The organism is Kitasatospora sp. Xyl93 (genome assembly GCF_055383135.1).
This window is the reverse complement of record NZ_AP029185.1, coordinates 7,379,097-7,399,232: the sequence shown is the minus strand read 5'-3', so window position 1 is coordinate 7,399,232 and position 20,136 is coordinate 7,379,097. Positions and strand designations below refer to the sequence as shown.

Here is a 20,136-nt window from a genome sequence, read left to right as displayed (position 1 = left end):
TCAGAGCACCGTCGAGAGGAAGGCCCGGGTGCGGTCGTGCCGCGGGGCGGTGAAGAACTCGGCCGGGCGGCCCGCCTCCACGACGGCGCCCCGGTCCATGAGGACGACCCGGTCGGCGACCTCGCGGGCGAACCCCATCTCGTGGGTGACGACGATCATCGTCATGCCGCTGCGGGCGAGGTCGCGCATCACCCCGAGCACCTCGCCGACCAGCTCCGGGTCGAGCGCGGAGGTGGGCTCGTCGAAGAGCATCAGGGTCGGTTCCATGGCCAGCGCCCGGGCGATCGCCACCCGCTGCTGCTGGCCGCCGGAGAGCCGGCCCGGGTAGTGGTCGGCGCGGTCGGCCAGGCCGACCCGGGCGAGCAGTTCGCGGGCCTGCCGCTCGGCCTCCGCGCGCGGGCGGCCCTTGACCGCGACCGGGCCCTCCATCACGTTCTGCAGCGCGGTGCGGTGCGGGAAGAGGTGGAAGCGCTGGAAGACCATGCCGATCCGCTCGCGCTGGCGGCGGATGTCGCGCGGCCGGCGCTCGCGCAGCCCGCTGCCGGAGGCGCCGTGCGGCTCGTAGCCGACGAGTTCGCCGTCCACCTCGATCCGCCCGGCGTCGATCTTCTCCAGGTGGTTGAAGCAGCGCAGCAGGGTGGACTTTCCGGAGCCGGAGGGGCCGATCACGCAGAGCACCTCCCCCGCCCGGACCTCCAGGTCGATGCCGCGCAGCACCTCCAGGTCCCCGAAGCGCTTGCGCACCCTCCGGGCCGACAGGACCACCTCGCCGGCCTGCTTCTCCAGGTCCGCGCTCCTCACTCGCCCTCCCCCTTCCGTACGCGCTTGCGCGCTCCGCCGCGCCCCGGGCGCAGGTTGGCCAGTACCCGGCGGTGCAGCGCCGGCGGGGCGCCGGCCGGGTTGAACTTCCGTTCCACCGCGTGCTGGGCGACGCTCGCGACGGTGGTGAGCACCAGGTACCAGACGGACGCGACGATCAGCAGCGCGATCACCTCGAAGTTGGCGAGGTAGAGGTGCTGCGAGACGGTCATCAGGTCGGCGCCGGCGATGACCGAGACCAGCGAGGTGGTCTTCAGCATCGAGATGAACTGGTTGCCGAACGGCGGGATGATCACCCGCATCGCCTGCGGCAGCACCACCCGGGTGAGGATCTGCCGGTTGGACATGCCCAGCGAGGCGCCCGCCTCGCGCTGCCCGGGATCGACGCTCTGGATGCCGGCCCGGACGATCTCGGACATGTAGGCGCCCTCGTTGATCGACAGGCCCAGCAGCGCCGCCACGAAGCCGGTGATCAGGGTGTTGGACTGCCAGCTGACCAGCTTGGGCCCGTCGAACGGGATGCCGATGCTGATCTCCGGGAAGAGCAGCGCCAGGTTGAACCAGAAGATCAGCTGGACCAGCAGCGGGGTGCCGCGGAAGAACCAGGTGTACGCCCCGGCGGTGGTCCGCAGCACCGGGCTGTCGGACAGCTGCATCACCGCGGCCACCACGCCGATGACGATCCCCACCGCCTGGGAGATCAGGGTGAGTTGGACCGTCACCCAGAGTCCTTCCAGGACCACGCCGTCGAACTGGTACCTGGCGACGACGTCCCAGTGCAGGTTGGGGTTGACGATGACGGTCCAGGCCAGCCAGACGGCGGTGAAGGCGGCCGCCAGCACGGCGAACCAGCGCGCCGGGCGGGGCCGGCCGGTCACCTCGAAGGCCAGGTCGTCCTCGGCGGCCGCGGCGGGCTCCGGCGGGTCGGCGGGCTTCAGGGAGTCGGCGGGCTTCGCGGGGTCGGCGGGCTTCGAAGGGTCTCTCATGTCGGTGCTCATCTCGTCGGTGCCGCCGTTCTCACTGCGCCGCGTTGACGGTGGCGCGCTCCACCGCGCTGCCGCCGACCTGGTAGGTGTCCAGGACCTTGCGGTACTCGCCGCTCTCGATCAGCTCCTGGAGCGCCTTCCGCACCGCGTCGCGCAGCCCGGAGTCCTTCTTCGCCACCGCGATGCCCCACGGCGCCGTCCCGTACTGCTCCGGCAGCACCTCGTAGGAGCCGCTGTTCCGCACGAACATCTGCGCCACCGGGTAGTCCACGATCGTGGCCACCGCCCGGTCGCTGTCCAGCTGGAGCAGGCCGGTCGGGGCGTCCTCGCTCTGCGAGATCGCCATCTTGGTGGCGCACTCGGCGTTCTGCTGCTCGCCGATCTCCAGGTTGGAGCTGCCCTTGGCGAGGACGACCTTCCTGCCGCAGAGGTCGTCGAGGGACTTGATGCCCTCCGGGTTGCCCTTCTTCGTCATGATCACCCCGCCGGTGCGGAAGTAGTCGACGAAGTCGACCGCCTGGCGGCGCTGCGCGCTGTCCGTCATGGAGGACATCACCAGGTCGTAGCGGCCGGCCTGGAGGCCGGGGATCAGGCCGTCGAAGGAGGAGTTGGAGAGCTCCAGCCTCAGGCCGAGCCTTCCGGCGAGGGCGGCGGCGAGGTCCGGGTCGACCCCGGTCAGCTCGGTGGTCCCGGTCCTGTACATCTCCATCGGCGGGTAGCCGACGGAGGTGGCCACCCTGAGCACACCGCTCTGCCTGTTCTTCGCCGGGAGAAGCTCGGCGGCGCTCTTCCCGGAGTCCTGCCCGGCCTGCGCCGCGCCGGCGGCCGTGGCGCCGCCCTGGTCGGAGCGCCCGCAGGCGGTGGCGGCCAGGACGACCAGGGACAGTGCGGCCAGACAGCGCAGGGAACGGGGGCGGTTCATCGGCTACTCCCTCGGGCGGTGACGGTGCGCCGATGCTGGCAGCCGAGTCCGGGTGAACGGAAGATGATGAAGCTATTGCTGCCTCACCAACGGTTTTTGTACGGCTGACCGCGCTGTCCTGCGGGCTTGCGGCAGGGGCTGGTCAACCGGCTCAGCCGGTGAGCCACGGAGCCTCGGGCAGCTTGGCGTCCGGCTGCCGTCCGGTGAACTCGACGGTGGTCGGGGTGCCCAGCCCGGGCATCCGCATCGTCACCCGGCGCAGTCCGCCGTCGCCGTCGACCCAGTAGGTGAGCGGCGAGCGGGCCCCGTCGGGTGCGGCGCCCTGGGCGCGCGGCCCGGCGATGCGGTCGTAGCTCCGGCCGTCGATCCGGTCCCGGCCCAGCCAGCGGGCCCCGGACTGGCCGACCAGCAGCGGGTTGTCGGGACGGTCCGCACCGAGTTGGACCAGCAGGTTCAGCCCGGCGTCCAGCGGGTCCGCCGTGTAGCCGCGCGGTGACCAGCCCTGGCGCGGGATGTGCTCGGCCTGCTGCCAGGCCGGGGTGTCGGGGGCGGCACTGGTGGGGCTGCCGGTACCGGGGCCGCCAGTACCGGAGGCGGCGGTGCCGGCGGACGGCTCGGGAGCCAGCCCCAGGCCGCCGGTGTCCCAGACGATCAGGCCGTGGTCCAGCGGTCCGCTCGCGCCCGTGGTCCGGTAGCGGCCCACCCCCCGGTGGTTGCGGTAGTCGACGACCCCCTCGACCCGGATGCTCACGCCGCCGCCCTCGTCGGCCGTGACCGCCACCGCCACCGGGCTGGCCTGGTAGAGGTTCAGGCGGGACAGCGCGAGCCGCCCCGCCTCGTCGGTGGTCACCGGGCGTTCGGCGGCCTCGTCGGAGACCGTCCGGTAGACGGCCAGGCCGCCCGCCGCGGTGCCGCACACCACGACCGCGACCAGCGCCTTGAGCCAGCCGGACCGCCGGGGCCCGCGCCCGCCCCCGCCGGCCTCCGCCTTTCGGGACCCACCGCCGGCCTTCGCCTTGCGCGGGACGTCCGCGGCCTGCGCCTTGCGCGGGACGTCCGCGGCCTGCGCCTTGCGCGGGACGTCCGCGGCCTGCGCCTTGCGCGGGACGTCCGCGGCCTGCGCCTCGCGGGGCACACCGTCGGCCTTCGTCTTGCGGGGCATACGGCCCGCTCCCTCTCCTCGGTCGGACACGACAGTCGGGCGGGCCCGGGGACCAGAGGTCCCACGAACCCGCCCGATCGGGCCCGGGACGGGTCTCCCCGCACCGGGCCCCACGACGGGCGCCCCGCTTCCGGGCGCCCGTCAGGGTCAGCCGCGCTGGGCGGCCTTGCGCCTACGGACCACCAGCACCATGGCGGTGCCGAGGACGATCAGCGCCGCCGCGCTGGTCAGCGCGATCGGCATCCCCTCGCCCGCACCGGTGTTGGGCAGGTGCCCGGGTGCGGGGGGCTGCGGTGCGGGCGGCACCGGAGCCGCCGACGTCGGCGCCGGGGTCGGCGTCACGGTCGGGGTCGGGGTCGGGGTGGGCGTCGGCGTCGGGGTGGGGATCAGCTTGTTGACGGCCGTCACCTCCACACCGGCGTCGAGGTTCGCCGAGGTCAGCTTCAGCGGGCCGAAGACGGTGACCTCCGGCGCCGCGTAGCCGTCCGGCGGGCTCAGCTCCTGCCAGTAGTACGAGCCGGGTACGCCCGTGCCCCGGCAGATGCCGTCGGCCCCGGTCGTGCAGGGGGCACCGACCTTGGCGTCCGGCTTGTCGCCGGTCGACTGGAGCCCGTCGGTCCCGTTGGTCTCGTGCCACAACTGGAACTTGGCGCCGGCCAGCGGCTTGCCGTCCTGGTCGTGCTTGACCAGGCGCAGCGCGCCCTCCTGCTGGCGGAAGCCGAAGTCGTAGGTGTGGTCGTTCTCGCCGGGGCCGCCGGTGGTCAGCGCCCGCTCCGGGTACCTGCCGTCCTTCGGGACGACGCCCTTGGAGTCGATGAAGTGGTTGTCACCGACCTCGTTGGCGGTCGGCACCCACTGGAAGAGGGGGCCGTCCTTGGCGTAGTCCGCCGGGTTGTCCAGCTTGATCGTGTACTTGGTCCGCGGCTTGAGGCCGCCCTCGACATTGCTGTCGTCGAAGTAGTACTCGCCGCGCTTGGTCGTCCTGGTCGTCCCGACGAGCTTCCCCGCCGCGTCGTACAGGTGGACGGTGGCACCCGGCACCGGGCGCTGGCCCGGCAGCTGGAGGCCGCTGCGCTCGGGGTCGTACCAGACCCGGTTGCCGATCTGGAGCGGTGCCTGGTCGCAGAGGACCTCCAGGTCGCCCATCGCGGCGCCCTTGCCGAACGGCGGGATGCCCGCGCCCGCGTTGAGCCGTACGCCGCCGTCCGCCTTGCCGTTGCGCTTCTGGAAGGCGCTGCCGTACCCGTAGGCGCGGCTGTCGCTGTCGTAGCCCGAGGCCACGATGGAGTCCTCGACCTTCGAGAACGCCATCCCGGCGTTGGCGGGGTTGTTGTGGCCGATCCGGGCGTTGTCGAAGAACCGCTGGCCCCGGGCCGTGGAACCGCAGCCCAGGTTGGTGTCCAGCACGTAGGTGCCGTTCGACAGGCAGGCCTTGAGGAGGTCACCGCCGGGCAGCACCTTGGCCATCACGTTGCCCGTCGGGTTGGCCGCCGACTGGTCTCCGAAGCGGTCCCGGAAGGCGAGCAGCATCGAGCCGTCCGTCTCGAACGCGATCTCGGCCACCGCCGGCTCGGGGTTGGCGAGGTAGTTGTCCCCGCAGGCCTGGCCGTTCTGGGTGGTCGGGAAGGTGTCCTGCCACGGGAACCAGCCGGTGCCCGGGCACGGCCCGCCCACCGTGGTGCCGCGCGGGTAGTCGAGCGGCTGGTTCAGCACCGCCGGCTTGAAGGCGCCGGTGGCCAGGTCGAACGGCAGCACCACGGCCCGCAGGTCGGCGGCCTTGCCGGTGGACTCGCCGGAGCAGACACCGCCGAGGAAGCCGGTGCCGTCCTGGATGCCGAGGCCGTACGGACGCCAGTCCCGCGGGGCCGGGCAGCCCGGGTCCGGGATGGCGTAGGCGGCCTTGGGCGCGGCCGCCGTCGCCGCGGTGGCGTCGTACCGGTAGAGCTTGCGGTCGTGGAGGTTGACGACGAACAGGTCCTTGCCGTCGTCGGTGATCTTGATGCCGCCGAGGCTCTCCTTTCCGACCGCGGCCAGGAAGCCGTCGTCGTTGCCCGGGCCGTGCGGGGTGGTGCCCGCGTCCGGGACGGTGGTGAACAGCGTGGTCTTCTTCGTGTCCCAGTCGGTGACGTAGACGCCGCCGGGGCCGCCGGGGCCGTAGGCGGTCGTCCGCTTGGCCTGGGCCGAGGAGAACACCCGCCGGTCGGCCTTGTTCCAGGCGATGCCGTAGAGGTTCCCGGTCTGCCCGGCCGTGGCCACGTCGGTCAGGGTGAAGCCCGTGCCGGCCGTCCCCCGGGACTGGTACGGGAAGGACACCAGCGTGTGCTGCGCGTCGCCCTCCCCGGGCGGGTTCTGACAGGTCGACACCAGCGGCGCGTTCTTCTGGCAGTAGTCACCCGGGCTCCACAGCCCCGTGGTGAGTTCGACCTTCTTGCCGCCGGAGAGGTCGACGAACTCCTCGTTGGAGCTCAGCTGGTTGGGCGCGCCGTCCAGGCCCTGGCGCGAGGCGAAGGCCGGGTGGAGCACGCCCGGCTTCGGGTTCACCACCTGCACCCGGTACTTGCCGCCGGTCAGCTTGCTCGTGGCCGGCGACAGCGTCAGCGTGCCGTCGGCCGCCGTGGTGCCCTCGACGGCCACCCCGGCGTCGTCGGTGAGCGTCACCCGCACGCCCGCCATGGTCGATTCCAGCCCGGGCGACCACACCCCGTCGGTGTCCACGGCCCGGATCACCCGGACCGTCACCGTCCCGTCGCCGGCCGCCGGGAAGGCCGCGGGGGCCGCCGCCAACGCGCCGGCGCCGATCACCACGGCCAGGGCCGCCGCACCGGCCACGGTGCGACCGGCCCCGCCGTGTCGCCGACGGTCCGGGCCGCGCGCGCCACCGGCCGTTCGTTCAGTCGTCGTCGTCATCCCTGCTCTCATTGTTCAGTTGGGCCTTCCGCCCGACCTCGTGAGGGAGTTCGTGAGCGGCGAAAAACCGCCATTGTTAACGGGAGCTTAAAGGGCCTTCACACAAGTTCGCCGGGAAACAAGGAACTTTGACGGCGCATCAGGAGTTACGAGGCCGTCACGGTTCCGCTTCGCCGCGCCGCCGCCGGGCGGCCGACCAGCGACGATCGGGCCCACCGCGTTCCACCAGGGCCGACGGCCGCCGTTCGATGTCGTCGGCCGTCGAACACGGTTCCCCCCGGAACCGTACACACCGCCCACGGACTCACGCACCCCACCCACAACTCGGGCACCAATCCGGCGCCGGTTGGCACCGGCACCGGGCGGGCTGGCACGATGTTCTGATGCGCATTCTGGTCATGGGCGGCACCCGCTTCATCGGTCTCCACTTCGCCGAGGCGGCACTGGCCGCCGGGCACGACGTCACGGTGCTGCACCGGGGCCGGTCCGGCGCCGGACTGCTCCCGGACGCCACCCACCTGATCGCCGACCGCGACGCCGACCTGTCCGTGCTGCGCGGCCGCAGCTGGGACGCCACCGTCGACCTCTGTGCCTACTTCCCCCGCCAGGTCCGGGAGTTGGCGGCCGCCCTCGACCCCGGCAGCGCCGGGCGCTACCTGCTGGTCTCGTCGCTCGCGGTGTACGACGTCCCGGCCGCCCCCGGCTACGCCGAGGACTCCCCGCTGCTGCCCGCCGACGGACCGGAGGCCGAGGAGGTCACCGCCGGGAGCTACGGCGTCCTCAAGGTCCAGTGCGAGCGCGCCGCCCGGGAGGCCTTCGGCCCGGGGGCGCTGCTGATCCGCCCGACGTACGTGATCGGCCCCCACGACTACACCCACCGCTTCGACTACTGGGTGGAACGCCTCGCCCGCGGCGGCGAGGTGCTCGCCCCCGGCCGGCCGGACGCACCGGTGCAGGTGGTCGACGCCCGCGACCTCGCCGCCTGGATGCTCGCCCTGCTGGAGCGCGGCGCCTCCGGCGCGTACCACGCCGCCACTCCCCCGCCGTTCGGTCTGGGCGACCTGCTCGACGCCGTCGCCTCGGCGGTCGCCCCGCCCGGCACCGCTCTCACCTGGGTGGACGAGGAGTTCCTCCGCGCGGCCGGGGTCACGGAACAGGCGCTCCCGCTCTGGCCGGCCACCCCGGAGACCCGCGCCACCAGCACCGCCGATCCGGCCGCCGCCCTCGCCACCGGCCTGGCCCTGCGCCCGGTGGCCGACACCGCCCGGGACATCCAGCCGTTCCCGCCCGTACCGGGCACCCTCGACCCCGCCCGGGAGGCCGCGCTCCTCGCCGCCTGGCACCGCCGCTAGGGCCCGCCGTCACCCTCGCTCCTGCGGGGCCATCAGCCTTACGACACCTCCCCACCCCGGCAACACGCGCCGATCCGGTCTCACCGCGCGTGGCCGGGAACGCTGCGAGGTGACGGTGCGTAGTGTCCCCCGACCGGGACCTCAGCCGGCCAGCGGCGGGTTCAGCCGGGCGAAGGCCTCCTGCCGGCGGTAGGGGAAGTACGGGTACGGCGCGGTGCGGGTGCTGGCCGCGTCCAGCCGGGCCACCTGCTCCTCCGTCAGGGACCAGCCGACCGCGCCGAGGTTCTGGCGCAGCTGCTCCTCGTTGCGGGCGCCGATGATGACCGAGGAGACGGTCGGGCGGCGCAGCAGCCAGTTGATCGCCACCTGGGGGACGGTGCGGCCGGTCTCGGCGGCGATCCCGTCCAGCGCGTCGACCACCCGGTACAGCAGCTCGTCCTCCACCGGCGGGCCGTAGTCCGCGGTGTCGTGCAGCCGACTGCCGGCCGGGAGCGGCTGCCCCCGGCGGATCCTCCCGGTGAGCCGGCCCCAGCCGAGCGGGCTCCAGACCAGGGCGCCGACGCCCTCCTCCCGGGCGAGCGGCATCAGCTCCCACTCGTAGTCGCGGCCGACGAGGGAGTAGTAGACCTGGTGCGCGGCGTACCGGGGGCGGCCGTGCCGGTCGGCGAGGGCGAGGGACTTCATCAGCTGCCAGCCGGAGAAGTTGGAGACGCCGGTGTAGCGGATCTTGCCGGCCCGGACCAGGTCCTCCAGGGTGGCGAGCACCTCCTCGATCGGGGTGCCGGCGTCGTAGGCGTGCAGCTGGAAGAGGTCCAGGTAGTCGGTGCCGAGGCGGCGCAGCGCGTCGTCCACGCTCCGGACGAGCCGGGCGCGGGAGGTGCCGGCGTCCTGCGGGCCGTCGCCGGTGGGCAGTCCGGCCTTGGTGGAGATCAGCACCTGGTCGCGGCGGCCGCGGACGGCCTGGCCGAGCACCTCCTCGGAGGCGCCGTCGGAGTAGACGTCGGCGGTGTCGAAGAGGGTGACCCCGGCGTCGATGGCGATGTCGAGCAGCCGGCGGGCCTCCTGGACGTCGGTGGTGCCCCAGGCGCCGAACAGCGGGCCGCGGCCGCCGAAGGTGCCGGTGCCGAGGCTGAGTGCGGGCACCTTGAGGCCGGACGCGCCGAGGCGGCGGTACTCCATGGCGGTGGTGCCTGCGGTGCCGGTGGTGTCGGTCATGACGGTTCTCCCCTCGAAGCCCCTAATGGGACTCCCGTTCCGTTAGGATGCCTCGAACCTAGCAGAGTCCAGCCGCCTAATGGAACAGGAATCCCGTTAATGGTCGAGCCCTCCCCGCCGGCGCCGTCGTCCGAGCCGTCCCCGCCCGACTCGTCCCGGTCCGAATCGTCCCCGTCCGAGCCGACGACACCCGAGCCTTCGACGCCCGAGCCGACGACGCCCGGCACGGTCCGCCCCGGCGGCCGGACCGCCCGGGTGCGCGCCGCCGTCCTGCGCGCCGCCGAGGACGCCCTGGTCGAGCACGGCTTCAGTGGCCTCGACCTCGGCGACATCGCCCAGCGGGCCGAGGTCGGCCGCACCACCGTCTACCGCCGCTGGGGCGGCACCACCGCACTGGTCGCGGACCTCCTCGCGGACATGGCCGAACAGTCGCTGCCGCGCACCGACAGCGGCTCCCTCGCCGGGGACCTGCGGGCCAACGCCCGGCTCGTCCAGCAGACCCTGGCCGACCCCCGGCAGGGCGCGCTGTTCCGCGCCGTCATCGTGGCGGCGACCTGCGACCCGGACGCGGCCGAGGCGCTGCGGCACTTCTACCGGCGCCGGGTCGAGGAGTGGGCGCCGTGCGTCACCGCGGCCGTCGAACGCGGCGAACTCCCGGCGGACACAGATGAGTTCGAGGTCGTCCGGGCGGTCTCGGCGCCGCTCTACTACCGGATGCTCACCACCGCCGAACCGCTGGACGAGGCGGCCGCCGACCGCGCGGCGGAGGCCGCCGTGGCGGCGGCCCGGGCCGGGGCGTACCGGCGCCGGGGAGCCTGACCGCACGGCCGGCGAGAACGCCGACGGCCGCACAGCGCAGAAGCGTTGTGCGGCCGCCCGGCACGGGACGGTCAGTCCTCGTCCGGCTCCGCGTACTCCTCGCGCAGGTCCTCCAGCAGCCGCACCCAGAGGTCCGAGTCGTCCGGCCCCTGCCCCAACTCGGCCACCAGCGCGGCGAACCCGTCCAGCGCGGCCCCGGCGTCGCCCTCGCGGATCCGCTCCTCCAGCCGGGCCAGCACCGCCAGCGCGCCGACCAGCGCGGGCAGCGAGTCGGCCGCCCAGCCGCCGTAGCCGCGCCCGTGGTCCCAGCCGTCCGCGTTGTAGATCCGTACGGCGCCGTCGCCGGCCACCATCAGGTGCCACGCGTCGAAGGTGCCGACGCAGTAACCCCAGTTGCTCGGCGGAGTGTCGTCGTCCGGCGTGCGCTCGCCGAACAGGTCGTCCAGATCCGCCTCCCACATCCCGCGCTCGGGCAGGTCGGTGGCGTCGAAGCCGAGGAAGCCGAGCTCGACGGCCGGCAGGCCGACCTCGGTCAGGAACGCCCGGGCGCCCTGCGACGTCAGCCGCCCGGGCAGTTCCCCCGGCTCGGGCCGCCACAGCGCGCCCGGCCCGAAGCAGGACTCCAGCCAGGCCGCGGTGGGGTTCGCGGCGGCGGCCGCCAGTTCGGCGTCGGACGTGGTCATCGGTACATCTCCCCCGGTCGGAACGGTGCTCCCGGGCATTCAAGCGCACCGCACCGACGGCGCGGGCCGCCGGGGGCGTCCCCGGCGGCCCCTCCGGGGACCACGGCCTGACGGCCTGGCGGAAGCCTCCTAGAAGAAGCCGTCGTCCTCGTAGTAGTTGTTGACGACCACCTGCGGGTCGTCGTCGAAGGCCTCGTTCAGCAGCGCGCCACCGACCAGGCCGGCCGCGCCCGCCCCGATCAGCGCGCCGGCCCCGAAGCGCCGCCCGCCCTGGGCCTGCTGGCCGGGGGACTGCGGCTGGCCCTGCGGGACCGGCTGCGGGTAGCCGCCCTGCGCCGGGGTGTAGAACGGCGGCGCGGTGGTCTGCACCCGCTGGGCGCAGGCCGCGCAGGCCTCGATCTGGCGCGGCGCGCCCCACTGCGGGGACCAGAGCACCGCCGCGGTGCCGGCGCCGTGCGAGGGGTCGAAGAAACACGTCACGGGGGAACTCCCTGATCCGGGCCAGGCCGTCGGAACGGCGGGTGCGGCGGCGGGCGCCACGGCGGGCACCGGCGCCGCCACCGCCGCGACCGGGACGACGGGCGGCGCGACCGGCGGCTTCGCCGGAGCGAGCGGGGCTGGCGGTGCGATCGGGGCGGGCGGGGCGGGCGGGGCGGGTGGCACGGCCGGGGCGGCGGCGGGCGCCGGCTGCAGGACGTCCACCCCGAAGTCGGCGGCGATGCCCGCCAGCCCCGCGGCGTACCCCTGCCCGACCGCCCGGAACTTCCAGTCCGCGCCGTGCCGGTACAGCTCGCCGAACACCATCGCCGTCTCGCTGCCGGCCTCCGGCGCCACGTCGTACCGGGCCACCTCGGCGCCGCCGTCCGGGTCGACGACCCGGATGTGGGCGCCGCGGACCTGCCCGAAGGACTGCCGCCGCTGCGCCGCGTCGTAGATCGCCACCGCGAAGACGATCCGCTCCACCGCGGCGGAGACCTCCGCGAGCCGGACCTCGATCTGCTCCCGGTCCGCGCCGCCGCCGGTCGCGCCCTGGTGGCGTACCGAGCCGTCCGGGCTCCGCAGGTTGTTGAAGAAGACGAAGTGCTGGTCCGAGGCGACCTTCCCGTCCGCCCCGCAGAGCAGCGCGCTGGCGTCCAGGTCGTACCCGGCCCCGGCCGTCCAGCCGAGGCCCACTCGCACCACCTGCAGCCCGGGGGCCTGCCTGCCCAGGGAGACGTTGCCGCCCTTCGTCAGGGCCACGCTCATGGAAACTTCCTCCACCACCGTACGAGTACCGCTGTTTCAACCTCGACAACGCTGTAGAACTCGCATCGGTTCCCGGGCGAACCGTCGGTTTTCCGTCAACGCCGGAACACCGCCCCACCAGCGGCGGAACCCCGCCCGACCGGCGCCGGAAGACCCCGAGCGGCGCCTGGGGCGACGCCCCGGGCGCCCTTCGGCGGCCCTCCCGGCACCGGTCTCGGCACCGGTCTCGGCACCGGTCTCAGTACCGGACGGGCAGCTCCAACAGCCCCCGGGCGCGCAGCGTGGGCCGGTGGCGCAGCCGCTCGACCGGCACGTCCAGGGCGAGTCCGGGGAAGCGGCGCAGCAGCGCGGTGAGCGCGAGGGCGGTCTCCATCCGGGCGAGCGGCGCGCCCAGGCAGTAGTGGATGCCGTGCCCGAGGGCGAGGTGGCCGGTCTCCCGGCGGTGCAGGTCGAGCCGGTCGGGGTCGGTGAACTGCTCCGGGTCGCGGTTGGCGGAGCCGAGCGCGAGCAGCACGGTCTCCCCCGCCGGGACGGTGACGCCGCCGATGGCGAGGTCCTCGCGCGGGAAGCGCCGGATGGCCAGCGGGGCGGGGCCGTCGAAGCGGGCGAACTCCTCGACCGCTCCGCCGATCAGCTCCGGTTCGGCGCGCAGGGCGGCCAGCTGCCCGGGGTGGGTGAGCAGGGCCAGGACGGCGTTGGCGATCAGGTGGACGGTGTTCTCGTAGCCGGCGAAGAGGATCAGGAAGGCGAGCGAGGTCAGCTCGTCCTCACTGAGCCGTCCGCCGCCCTCCTGGTCGTCCCGGGCGGCGATCAGGTCGGAGAGCAGGTCGTCGCCGGGTTCGGTGCGCTTGCGCTCGATCAGGCCGGTGAAGAAGCCGAGCATCGCCTTGACGGCGGCCCTGGCCGCCTCGGGGCGGTCGGGGTCGGGGGTGATCAGGGAGTCGGTCCAGGCGCGGAAGTCGTGCCGGTCGTCCTCGGGGACGCCGAGCAGGTCGCAGATGACGGTGATCGGCAGCGGCGCGGCGTAGGTCGCGAGCAGGTCGGCGCGGCCGAGCGGCTCGATGGCGTCGAGCAGTTGCTCGGCGACCTTCTCGATCGGCGCGCGCAGGGCGGCGACCCGGCGCGGGGTGAAGGCCTGGGAGACCAGCCGCCGGATCCGGGTGTGGTCAGGCGGGTCCATGTTGAGCAGGTTGGCGTCCAGCGCGGGCGGCAGCGCGAAGCCCCGGTAGTTGCCGGGCGCGGCGTGCGCCTTGTCGAGGGCGAGCCGGGGGTCGGCGAGCGCCTGGCGGACGTCGGCGTAGCGGGTCACCAGCCAGAACGGCAGGCCGTCCGGGCCGATGACCCGGTGGACCGGGGCGTCGGCGCGCAGCCGGGTGTAGCCGCCGTACGGGTCGGCGATCAGGGTCTTCAGGGAGAGGTCGGGCGAGGTCACCGGCCCAGCCTACGGGCAGCGCGGCGGCACCCTGGCGGGCCGTCAGGCCCGGACCTATTGTCAGCGGACATGACATGTCTACGCCGCGCCGCCGGACTGGCCGCCGCACTCACCGGAACGCTCGCCGCCCTGCTGGCCCCGGCCGCCGCCCAGGCCGCCCCGGCCGGCTGCCGCACCTCCGCCACCGTACCGCTGGACGCCGAGCAGGCCCGCCTCCAGGACGCCCGTACGGCCGGGTTCACCGAGCGCTCCGGCCTGGGCGAGCTGCCCGGGGCCTTCCCCTCCGCCCTGTGCGCCGCCCGAAACGCCCGGCAGGCCGAGCGGGTGGTGGCCGCCTGGGGCCGGACGCTCTGGCAGGCCGGCCTGGACCGCGCCCAGGGCCGCCGCCCGAGCGGCGACCTGCCCGCCCGGGACGACCGCCCGCTGTACTGGACCAGGCTCGCCATGACCGTCCGACTGGCGCGCTGGCAGCCCGGGTTCGACGTCGACCACGCCGCGCTGCGGGCCCGCTTCGAGGACGCCTCACGCGGTCTGGACGACGGCTTCAGCGCCGCCCCCGACGTCCGGAGGATCTTCGTCAGCGGCTTCGACCCGTTCGGCCTGGACACCGAGCCGCGCCGCGCCAACCCCTCCGGCTCGGCCGTCCTGCAGCTGCACGGGCAGCGGATCACGCTCGCCGACGGCAGCACCGCGGAGGTCCGGGCGGTCGTGCTGCCGGTGCGCTACGGGGACTTCGACGACGGCATCGTGGAGCGCGCCTTCGCCCCGCACCTGCGGCCGGGCCGGCGGTCCGCCGACCTGATCACCAGCATCAGCCAGGGCTACCCGGGCAAGTTCACCCTGGAGCGGTGGGCCGGGCGCGCCCGCTCCGCCGACCCGGCGACCGACAACGTGGCCGCGCTCTCCGGCGGCACCTTCCTGCACCCGGTGGACGCCCCCGGGCTGGGCCCCGGGCCGCAGTTCATCCGCACCACGCTGCCGACCGACGCCATGACGGCCGTCCAGCAGCCCTTCCCGGTGCTGCTCAACACCTTCGTCACCGAGATCCCGGCGGGCGCCACCGCCCCGGTCTTCCGGCCGGACGGCCCCACCCCCGGCTCCCGCGCGGTCGCCGGTGGCGGCGGCGGGTACCTCTCCAACGAGGTCGCCTACCGCTCCAACCGGCTGCGCGCGTTCCTCGCCCCGGACCTCCCCGGCGGCCATCTGCACACCCCGGTGCTGACCGGGCTGCCGTCCGACCCGGACCTGCTCACCGCACCGGAGTTCGAGCGGAACGAGGCCGCGATCGGCGACGAGGTGCGGGCGATCCTGAGCACCGTCCGGCTCTGACGGGCCGTCCTTCCCGGTCGGCCCCACCCCAGTCCTGACGGCCGGTCCGGGACCGGCCGCTCGTCCCGGGCCCCGGGCACCCGCTACGCCGGGTCGGCGTAGCGGGTGCCCGCCGCGCGGGCGCGCGACTCGGCGATCTCGGCGTAGGCGGCGTCGCGGCCCGCCCAGTGCGAGCCCTCGACGGACTTGCCGCGCTCCAGGTCCTTGTACACCTGGAAGAAGTGGGTGATCTCCAGCAGGTCGAACTCGCGCAGGTCGCCGATGTCCCGCAGGTCCGCGTAGCGCGGGTCGCGGGCCGGCACGCAGAGCACCTTCTGGTCCGGGCCGCGCTCGTCGCGCATCACCCACAGGCCCACCGCCCGGCAGGTCAGCACGCAGCCGGGGACGGCCGGCTCGCCGCCGAGCACCAGGGCGTCCAGCGGCTCGCCGTCGCCGCCGAGGGTGCCCTCGACGTAGCCGTAGTCGGTGGGGTAGGCGGTGGCCGTGAAGAGGGTGCGGTCCAGCCGGATCCGGCCCGCGACGAAGTCCATCACGTACTTGTTCCGCGACCCCTGCGGGATCTCGATCATGACCTCGAACTCCACCGCGGCCTCCTCCTTCGGCTCCTCCTCGGCTTCTGCGGGGATTGTCCGCCGTCCGGGCGGCCACCGAAAGCACCCCCGCCGTTCAGCCGGCTCCACTACCATCCGGCACATGGGGAGCTGGCGGGTCACTGTCCTGGACCACCGTCGCCGCAGGGGCGGTCGGCCGCAGGGGCTCCCGGAGGGGCCGCTGGCCCGCCGGGACGGGATCGAACTGCACGCCCGGGACGGCGGACTCGTCTGCGCCGACGCCACCGGCGGCGTCCGCTGGCGGCGGTCCTGCCCGGGCCGTCCGAACGCGGCGCACCTGTCCTCCGGACGGGCGCTGGTCACCACCGACTCCTTCGAGTACACCGCCTGGGGCCACCTCGGCCCGGCCCTGCTGCTGGACCTCGCCGACGGCCGCACCGTCGCCGAACTGCGCGGCGAGCGCGGCGCGGCGCTCGGCGGCGGCCGCTTCGTGCTCGGCCTGGAGGGCTACGACACCTTCGACACCTGGGCGTACGACCGGGACGGCGCCCTGGTCGACTCCTGGCGCAGCTACGGCCACTACGTGGTCGGCAGCGGCCTGCGGGTGGTCGAGACGGACCGCCGCCACCCCACCGGGAGCCGGGTGGTCCGCCTGCTGCCCGGCGGCCGGATCGAGCCCGGCCCGCGGCTCACCGACCCGCAGGCCCCGCCGCCGCTGGTGCTGTCGGACGGCACCCTGCTGGTGCTGGACGCGGGGGTGCTGCGCGCGGTCGGCCGGGACCTGGACCACGCCGTGCTGGCCGAACTGCTGCCCCTGCCCCCGGAGGACCGGCCGCGCTTCAGCGGCTCGCTGCACCGCACCGCCGACCGCCTCACCGTCAACCTGGTGGAACGCCATCCCACCCGCATGGGGGCCTACACCACCCACGCCTGGACCCTGGACCTGCGGGCGCCGTAGCGCCGCGCGTCGCCCCAGGTCTCGATTGTGCGGCGAACTGACGGCCCGGCAGTTCTTCGTCCACGATTCCCCTACGGTGACGCCTGCAACAACCGTCACCATGCAAGAGGGGGCACGCCCATGTCCCGGAGCCGGAAGCTCCACCGCCTCAGCAACCCCGACACCGACGAACGCCGCGCGCAGCGCGCGCTGTTCCGACACCTCCGCGACGACACCAACGCCAACCGCGGCCGGATGGCGAGGCGCGTCCGCGAGCTCCAGCTGCTGCTGGCGATGGACCCGGTCGAGTTCGAGGGACTGATCGCCCGGCTGATGGAGGCGATGGGCATGAAGGTCGAGCTGACCGCCCGGTCGCGGGACGGCGGGGTGGACGTCCGCGGCATCGACCCGGACCCGTTCCGCGGCGGCAACGTCATCGTGCAGGTGAAGCGGTACCGGGACACGGTGGCGCCCTCCGCGGTGCGGGACCTGTACGGGACGCTGCGGCACGACCAGGCCGCGACCAAGGCCGTCCTGGTCACCACCAGCAGGTTCGGCCCCAGCTCGCACCAGTTCGTCGCGGGCAAGCCGATCACCCTGCTCAACGGCGCCGAGCTGGTCGGCCTGCTCAAGCACCACGGTTTCCACGAGGTCTTCGCGGACGCCCAGGACGAGGCCGCCGCCGAGGCCGGCGCCCTGGACGGGCTGCCCGCGATCGAGGTGGCCACCGAGCCGTCCCGGCTGCTGCTGCACTGGACCGGGGAGGAGGAGTACGACATCGCCGCCCTGGTCTGCACCGGGAACGTGGCGCTCTCCGACGACCACCTGGTGTTCTACAACAACGGTTCGACGCCCGACGGTTCGGTGCGGCTGGTGACCGGCTACGGCGACGCGAACGCCTGCCTGATGGTCGACTTCGACGCGCTGCCCGCCGAGGTCGACCGGCTGGTCGTCATCGCCGCCGCCGACACCGAGAACCACCCGGAGGCCACCATGGGCGGGTTCGCCGGGCCGGCGCTGATCCTGGAGGCCGGCTCCGGGCAGGACGCGGCCGTGGTGCACCTGGCGGACGGCGCGGAGACCAACACCGCGATGCGGCTCGGCCGGTTCGACCGCGAGCCGTCCGGGGACTGGGAGTTCACCCCGGCGCTCGCCGGGTACCCGGGCGGGCTGCGACAGGCCGTGATCGCGTACGGGCTGGAGGTCGTGGACGCCTGACGGGGGCGGGGCGTCCGGCCCGGGCCGGGCGCCCCGTACGACGGCCCTGGTGTTCTACGACAACGGGCCGTCCGCCGGAGCGCTCCACCCCGGGACGACCACGACCCGGCCCTGGCCGTCCCCGGGCTCCTGGCCGGTGGCGCCGGTCCCGCCCGAACCGCTCGGCCCGCCCGTCCGGCCGTCGCCGCCGCCGCCGAAGTCGCGCACCGCCTCGGTGACGATCGCCTCCAGCCGGGCGTGGTGGGCACCGCGCCAGTAGGCCTGGCCGCAGTCGGTGCACCGGGCGAAGGCGTCGTAGGAGCGCTCGGTGCCGTCCCGCAGCTGCTCGCGCACCGAGGTCTTGGTGGCCGGGAGCAGGGTGCCGTTGCAGGTGGTGCAGCGGCTCCAGGGCGCGAGCGGCGGCGCGAAACGGGAGAGCACGTCGCGCAGTTGCTCGGCGGGGCGGTGGCTGTAGACGTACGCGCCGGCCCACAGTTCGCGGCGGCGCAGCAGGCCGCGGTCGCGGGAGAGCATGATCCGCTGTTCGGCGGCCGAGCGGGCGGCCAGGGCGGCGTCTCCGATGTCGGGGTTCTCGTACGCGGCGTCCACGCCGAGCAGGCGCAGCCGGCGGGCGAGGGTGCCGAGGTGGACGTCGAGCAGGAAGCGCGCGGGGACGGGCGAGGGCTGCGGCCTGGCCACGGCGCGGACGGCGATCTCCTCGCCGTCGGCCGGGACGTGGGTGTCGGGCACGGTCCGGCCGTCCACCAGCAGTGCGCCGACCTCGGTGAGCGGGACGCCCAGGGACTCGACGACGTGGCCGAGGGTGGAGGTGCCGTCGGTGCCCAGCGCGGTGCGGCCGGCCCGCCGGGGCGCGGAGACGAAGAGGTGCAGCTCGGGGGCGAAGTCGAGCGAGATCTGGGGTCGGTCCACGCGGCCAGCATGCCAGCGGGCGGCGGGCCGGGGCCACCGGTTTCCGGCCCGCCGCCCGCAAGGTCCCCGCCGCCCCGCCGTCGCGACATCCCCGCCGTCGTGACATCCCCGCCGTCGCGAGGTCCGAGGTCAGGCGCCCGCGGCCACCGGTGTCGGCGGTGTCACCGCGTGACGGCCGTCCCGCGCCGCCCAGCGGGCGACCGGGCCCATCGCGTACCCCGCCACGAGGAACACTCCGCCCAGGACCAGCCAGCCGGCCAGGCCCCCTTCCAGCAGCAGCGCGGTGAGCAGCAGCGGCCCGAGGGTGCGGGCGACGGCGATGCCGGTGCCGAAGAAGCCCTGGTACTGGCCGATCCGCCCGGGCGGGGCGAGGTCGAAGGCGATCTGCCAGCTGCCGGCGGACTGCCGCATCTCCCCGGTCACCTGCAGGACGGAGGCCGCGACCAGCAGCGCGCCGACCGCCCACACCGGCACGTCCAGCGCGGACAGTCCGAAGACGGCGCAGGAGCCGAGCAGCAGCAGCCCGGCGGAGCGCACCGCCCGGGCGGCCGGGTCCAGGCCGGTGATGCCCCGCGCCGCCCGGACCTGGAAGGCCAGCACCGCAAGGGTGTTGAGCACGAAGAGCGCCGAGCCGAGCCAGCCGATCCCGGGGGCGCGGGCGGCGATCCAGAGCGGGATGATCAGGCTGAGCAGCGGCATCCGCAGCAGCAGGACGGCGTTGACGGCGGTGACGGCGGCGTACCGGCGGTCGCGCAGCACGGCGAGGCGCGGCCCGGCGTCCGACGGCCCTGCCGCGGGCGGGGCTTCGGGCAGCCGCCGCAGGACCAGCGCGCCGAGCAGGAAGCCGAGCGCGGTGACGGCGAAGGCGGCCAGGTAGGCGGTACGGGTGCCGACGCCGAGCGCGATGCCGCCGATCGCCGCGCCGACGGCCAGTCCCCCGTTGAGGGTCGACTGGACGTGGGCGAGCAGCGCGGTCCGCTGCGCGGGCGGCACCAGGGCGGCGACCAGCGCCTGCCGGGCGGCGGTGAGGCCGGACTGCGCGGTGGCGTAGAGGCAGACCGCGAGCAGGAACAGCGGGTAGGAGCGGATCACCAGCAGGGCGGCGACCACGGCCGCCGTGCCGAGCGCGAGCGCCACCGAGGTGCGGCGGGGGCCGCGCCGGTCGGCGAGCGAGCCGAGCGGGACGCCGGCGAGGGAGCCGAGCGCCCAGGCGAGGGTGAGGCCGAGCCCGAGGGCGGTCGGCGACATCCCGACCACCCGGGTGAAGTAGAGCGCGGAGCAGGTGTAGTAGGCGCCGTCGCCGACGGCGGCGGCCAACTGGGCGGCCGCCAGCGTCCGCTGGGGACCGGCGGGCGGCAGGGCGCCCCGACGGGCGGCTCGGTCGGTCGGCACTGCTTCTCCTTCACTCGTTCGCGGGGATCACCCGCCGGCCCCGGACACCCGGCCGCCGTGGACGTCCTCACGGTCCGTCACCCGCACCCGTCCACGGCCGTAAACCTCATCACGGTCCGTCACCCTTGTTCGGTGCGCCCGGACGGGCGGCGCGCGGAGTCGGTCTCCACCGCCGCCGGCTCCGGCACGCCCCCTACCCTACGGAGGAACCGGCCCAGTGGACCGGTCCAGTGATCAAGGAATTCCCTGGGCCAATCC

General features: G+C 74.6%; 17 protein-coding genes. 5 read left to right on the top strand and 12 right to left on the bottom strand.

Annotated elements, in window-relative coordinates; genetic code table 11:
- From ACZ5GH_RS32135 to ACZ5GH_RS32115, 5 genes are all read right to left on the bottom strand, one after another.
- Positions 1-801 carry an amino acid ABC transporter ATP-binding protein gene (locus ACZ5GH_RS32135; RefSeq protein ID WP_464336030.1) on the bottom strand — a complete coding sequence of 267 codons (801 nt, stop codon included), beginning with the start codon at positions 799-801 and terminating at the stop codon, positions 1-3.
- Complete coding sequence (locus ACZ5GH_RS32130; protein ID WP_464336029.1) at positions 798-1,805, bottom strand: amino acid ABC transporter permease; 1,008 nt, start codon at positions 1,803-1,805, stop codon at positions 798-800. The genes ACZ5GH_RS32135 and ACZ5GH_RS32130 overlap by 4 nt, the downstream gene beginning before the upstream one ends.
- Before the next feature lie 31 nt (positions 1,806-1,836).
- Positions 1,837-2,727, bottom strand: coding sequence for an ABC transporter substrate-binding protein (locus tag ACZ5GH_RS32125; protein ID WP_387753910.1), 891 nt, complete (start codon positions 2,725-2,727; stop codon positions 1,837-1,839).
- Positions 2,728-2,878: 151 nt separating this feature from the next.
- The gene (locus ACZ5GH_RS32120; RefSeq protein ID WP_464336028.1) at positions 2,879-3,889 is read right to left on the bottom strand and encodes a hypothetical protein; all 1,011 of its coding nucleotides are present in this window, start codon (positions 3,887-3,889) and stop codon (positions 2,879-2,881) included.
- A gap of 147 nt (positions 3,890-4,036) precedes the next feature.
- Positions 4,037-6,796 carry an SdrD B-like domain-containing protein gene (locus tag ACZ5GH_RS32115; RefSeq protein ID WP_464336027.1) on the bottom strand — a complete coding sequence of 920 codons (2,760 nt, stop codon included), beginning with the start codon at positions 6,794-6,796 and terminating at the stop codon, positions 4,037-4,039.
- A gap of 383 nt (positions 6,797-7,179) precedes the next feature.
- Between ACZ5GH_RS32115 and ACZ5GH_RS32110 the strand changes: the two genes are divergently transcribed.
- Entirely contained in the window at positions 7,180-8,148 is a 969-nt protein-coding gene (locus ACZ5GH_RS32110) for an NAD-dependent epimerase/dehydratase family protein (protein WP_464336026.1), read from the top strand.
- 141 nt (positions 8,149-8,289) lie between these two features.
- On the opposite strand, the gene ACZ5GH_RS32105 is transcribed toward ACZ5GH_RS32110, so the two are convergent.
- Positions 8,290-9,327 (bottom strand): aldo/keto reductase, encoded by a 1,038-nt coding sequence (locus ACZ5GH_RS32105; RefSeq protein WP_387754075.1) that lies wholly within the window; start codon positions 9,325-9,327, stop codon positions 8,290-8,292.
- Positions 9,328-9,462: 135 nt separating this feature from the next.
- Here ACZ5GH_RS32105 and ACZ5GH_RS32100 point away from each other — a divergent pair, with 135 nt between their 5' ends.
- Positions 9,463-10,182, top strand: coding sequence for a TetR/AcrR family transcriptional regulator (locus tag ACZ5GH_RS32100; protein ID WP_464336025.1), 720 nt, complete (start codon positions 9,463-9,465; stop codon positions 10,180-10,182).
- A gap of 71 nt (positions 10,183-10,253) precedes the next feature.
- On the opposite strand, the gene ACZ5GH_RS32095 is transcribed toward ACZ5GH_RS32100, so the two are convergent.
- The 3 genes from ACZ5GH_RS32095 to ACZ5GH_RS32085 form a co-directional block, all read right to left on the bottom strand.
- Positions 10,254-10,865 (bottom strand): SUKH-4 family immunity protein, encoded by a 612-nt coding sequence (locus ACZ5GH_RS32095; protein ID WP_464336024.1) that lies wholly within the window; start codon positions 10,863-10,865, stop codon positions 10,254-10,256.
- Positions 10,866-10,994: 129 nt separating this feature from the next.
- Complete coding sequence (locus ACZ5GH_RS32090) at positions 10,995-12,110, bottom strand: TerD family protein (RefSeq protein ID WP_464336023.1); 1,116 nt, start codon at positions 12,108-12,110, stop codon at positions 10,995-10,997.
- A gap of 238 nt (positions 12,111-12,348) precedes the next feature.
- On the bottom strand, positions 12,349-13,542 hold the full coding sequence (locus tag ACZ5GH_RS32085; protein ID WP_387753927.1) for a cytochrome P450 family protein: 1,194 nt from the start codon (positions 13,540-13,542) through the stop codon (positions 12,349-12,351).
- A gap of 69 nt (positions 13,543-13,611) precedes the next feature.
- Between ACZ5GH_RS32085 and ACZ5GH_RS32080 the strand changes: the two genes are divergently transcribed.
- Positions 13,612-14,871, top strand: a complete 1,260-nt coding sequence (locus ACZ5GH_RS32080; protein ID WP_464336022.1) for a pyroglutamyl-peptidase I — start codon at positions 13,612-13,614, stop codon at positions 14,869-14,871.
- An 83-nt stretch (positions 14,872-14,954) separates the two neighbouring features.
- Here the strand turns inward: ACZ5GH_RS32080 and ACZ5GH_RS32075 are convergent, their stop codons facing one another.
- Positions 14,955-15,455, bottom strand: a complete 501-nt coding sequence (locus ACZ5GH_RS32075; RefSeq protein ID WP_387753933.1) for an inorganic diphosphatase — start codon at positions 15,453-15,455, stop codon at positions 14,955-14,957.
- Positions 15,456-15,564: 109 nt separating this feature from the next.
- Between ACZ5GH_RS32075 and ACZ5GH_RS32070 the strand changes: the two genes are divergently transcribed.
- Together ACZ5GH_RS32070 and ACZ5GH_RS32065 are read left to right on the top strand one after the other, a co-directional pair.
- Positions 15,565-16,380: a hypothetical protein gene (locus ACZ5GH_RS32070; RefSeq protein ID WP_387753935.1), complete on the top strand. Its 816-nt coding sequence runs from the start codon at positions 15,565-15,567 to the stop codon at positions 16,378-16,380.
- Between the two features lie 120 nt (positions 16,381-16,500).
- Entirely contained in the window at positions 16,501-17,577 is a 1,077-nt protein-coding gene (locus ACZ5GH_RS32065) for a restriction endonuclease (RefSeq protein ID WP_464336021.1), read from the top strand.
- Positions 17,578-17,631: 54 nt separating this feature from the next.
- Here the strand turns inward: ACZ5GH_RS32065 and ACZ5GH_RS32060 are convergent, their stop codons facing one another.
- Positions 17,632-18,486, bottom strand: coding sequence for a Mut7-C RNAse domain-containing protein (locus ACZ5GH_RS32060; RefSeq protein ID WP_464336020.1), 855 nt, complete (start codon positions 18,484-18,486; stop codon positions 17,632-17,634).
- 129 nt (positions 18,487-18,615) lie between these two features.
- Positions 18,616-19,878, bottom strand: a complete 1,263-nt coding sequence (locus ACZ5GH_RS32055; protein WP_464336019.1) for an MFS transporter — start codon at positions 19,876-19,878, stop codon at positions 18,616-18,618.
- Between the last annotated feature and the right edge of the window lie 258 nt (positions 19,879-20,136).

What these genes read in the sequence shown, in the direction of transcription:
- ACZ5GH_RS32105 (WP_387754075.1), bottom strand. Translation starts at nt 9,327, where the DNA reads ATGGAGTACCGCCGCCTCGGCGCGTCCGGCCTCAAGGTGCCCGCACTC.
- ACZ5GH_RS32110 (WP_464336026.1), top strand. Translation starts at nt 7,180, where the DNA reads ATGCGCATTCTGGTCATGGGCGGCACCCGCTTCATCGGTCTCCACTTC.
- ACZ5GH_RS32090 (WP_464336023.1), bottom strand. Translation starts at nt 12,110, where the DNA reads ATGAGCGTGGCCCTGACGAAGGGCGGCAACGTCTCCCTGGGCAGGCAG.
- ACZ5GH_RS32070 (WP_387753935.1), top strand. Translation starts at nt 15,565, where the DNA reads ATGGGGAGCTGGCGGGTCACTGTCCTGGACCACCGTCGCCGCAGGGGC.
- ACZ5GH_RS32065 (WP_464336021.1), top strand. Translation starts at nt 16,501, where the DNA reads ATGTCCCGGAGCCGGAAGCTCCACCGCCTCAGCAACCCCGACACCGAC.
- ACZ5GH_RS32095 (WP_464336024.1), bottom strand. Translation starts at nt 10,865, where the DNA reads ATGACCACGTCCGACGCCGAACTGGCGGCCGCCGCCGCGAACCCCACC.
- ACZ5GH_RS32080 (WP_464336022.1), top strand. Translation starts at nt 13,612, where the DNA reads ATGACATGTCTACGCCGCGCCGCCGGACTGGCCGCCGCACTCACCGGA.
- ACZ5GH_RS32125 (WP_387753910.1), bottom strand. Translation starts at nt 2,727, where the DNA reads ATGAACCGCCCCCGTTCCCTGCGCTGTCTGGCCGCACTGTCCCTGGTC.
- ACZ5GH_RS32100 (WP_464336025.1), top strand. Translation starts at nt 9,463, where the DNA reads ATGGTCGAGCCCTCCCCGCCGGCGCCGTCGTCCGAGCCGTCCCCGCCC.
- ACZ5GH_RS32130 (WP_464336029.1), bottom strand. Translation starts at nt 1,805, where the DNA reads ATGAGAGACCCTTCGAAGCCCGCCGACCCCGCGAAGCCCGCCGACTCC.
- ACZ5GH_RS32115 (WP_464336027.1), bottom strand. Translation starts at nt 6,796, where the DNA reads ATGACGACGACGACTGAACGAACGGCCGGTGGCGCGCGCGGCCCGGAC.
- ACZ5GH_RS32120 (WP_464336028.1), bottom strand. Translation starts at nt 3,889, where the DNA reads ATGCCCCGCAAGACGAAGGCCGACGGTGTGCCCCGCGAGGCGCAGGCC.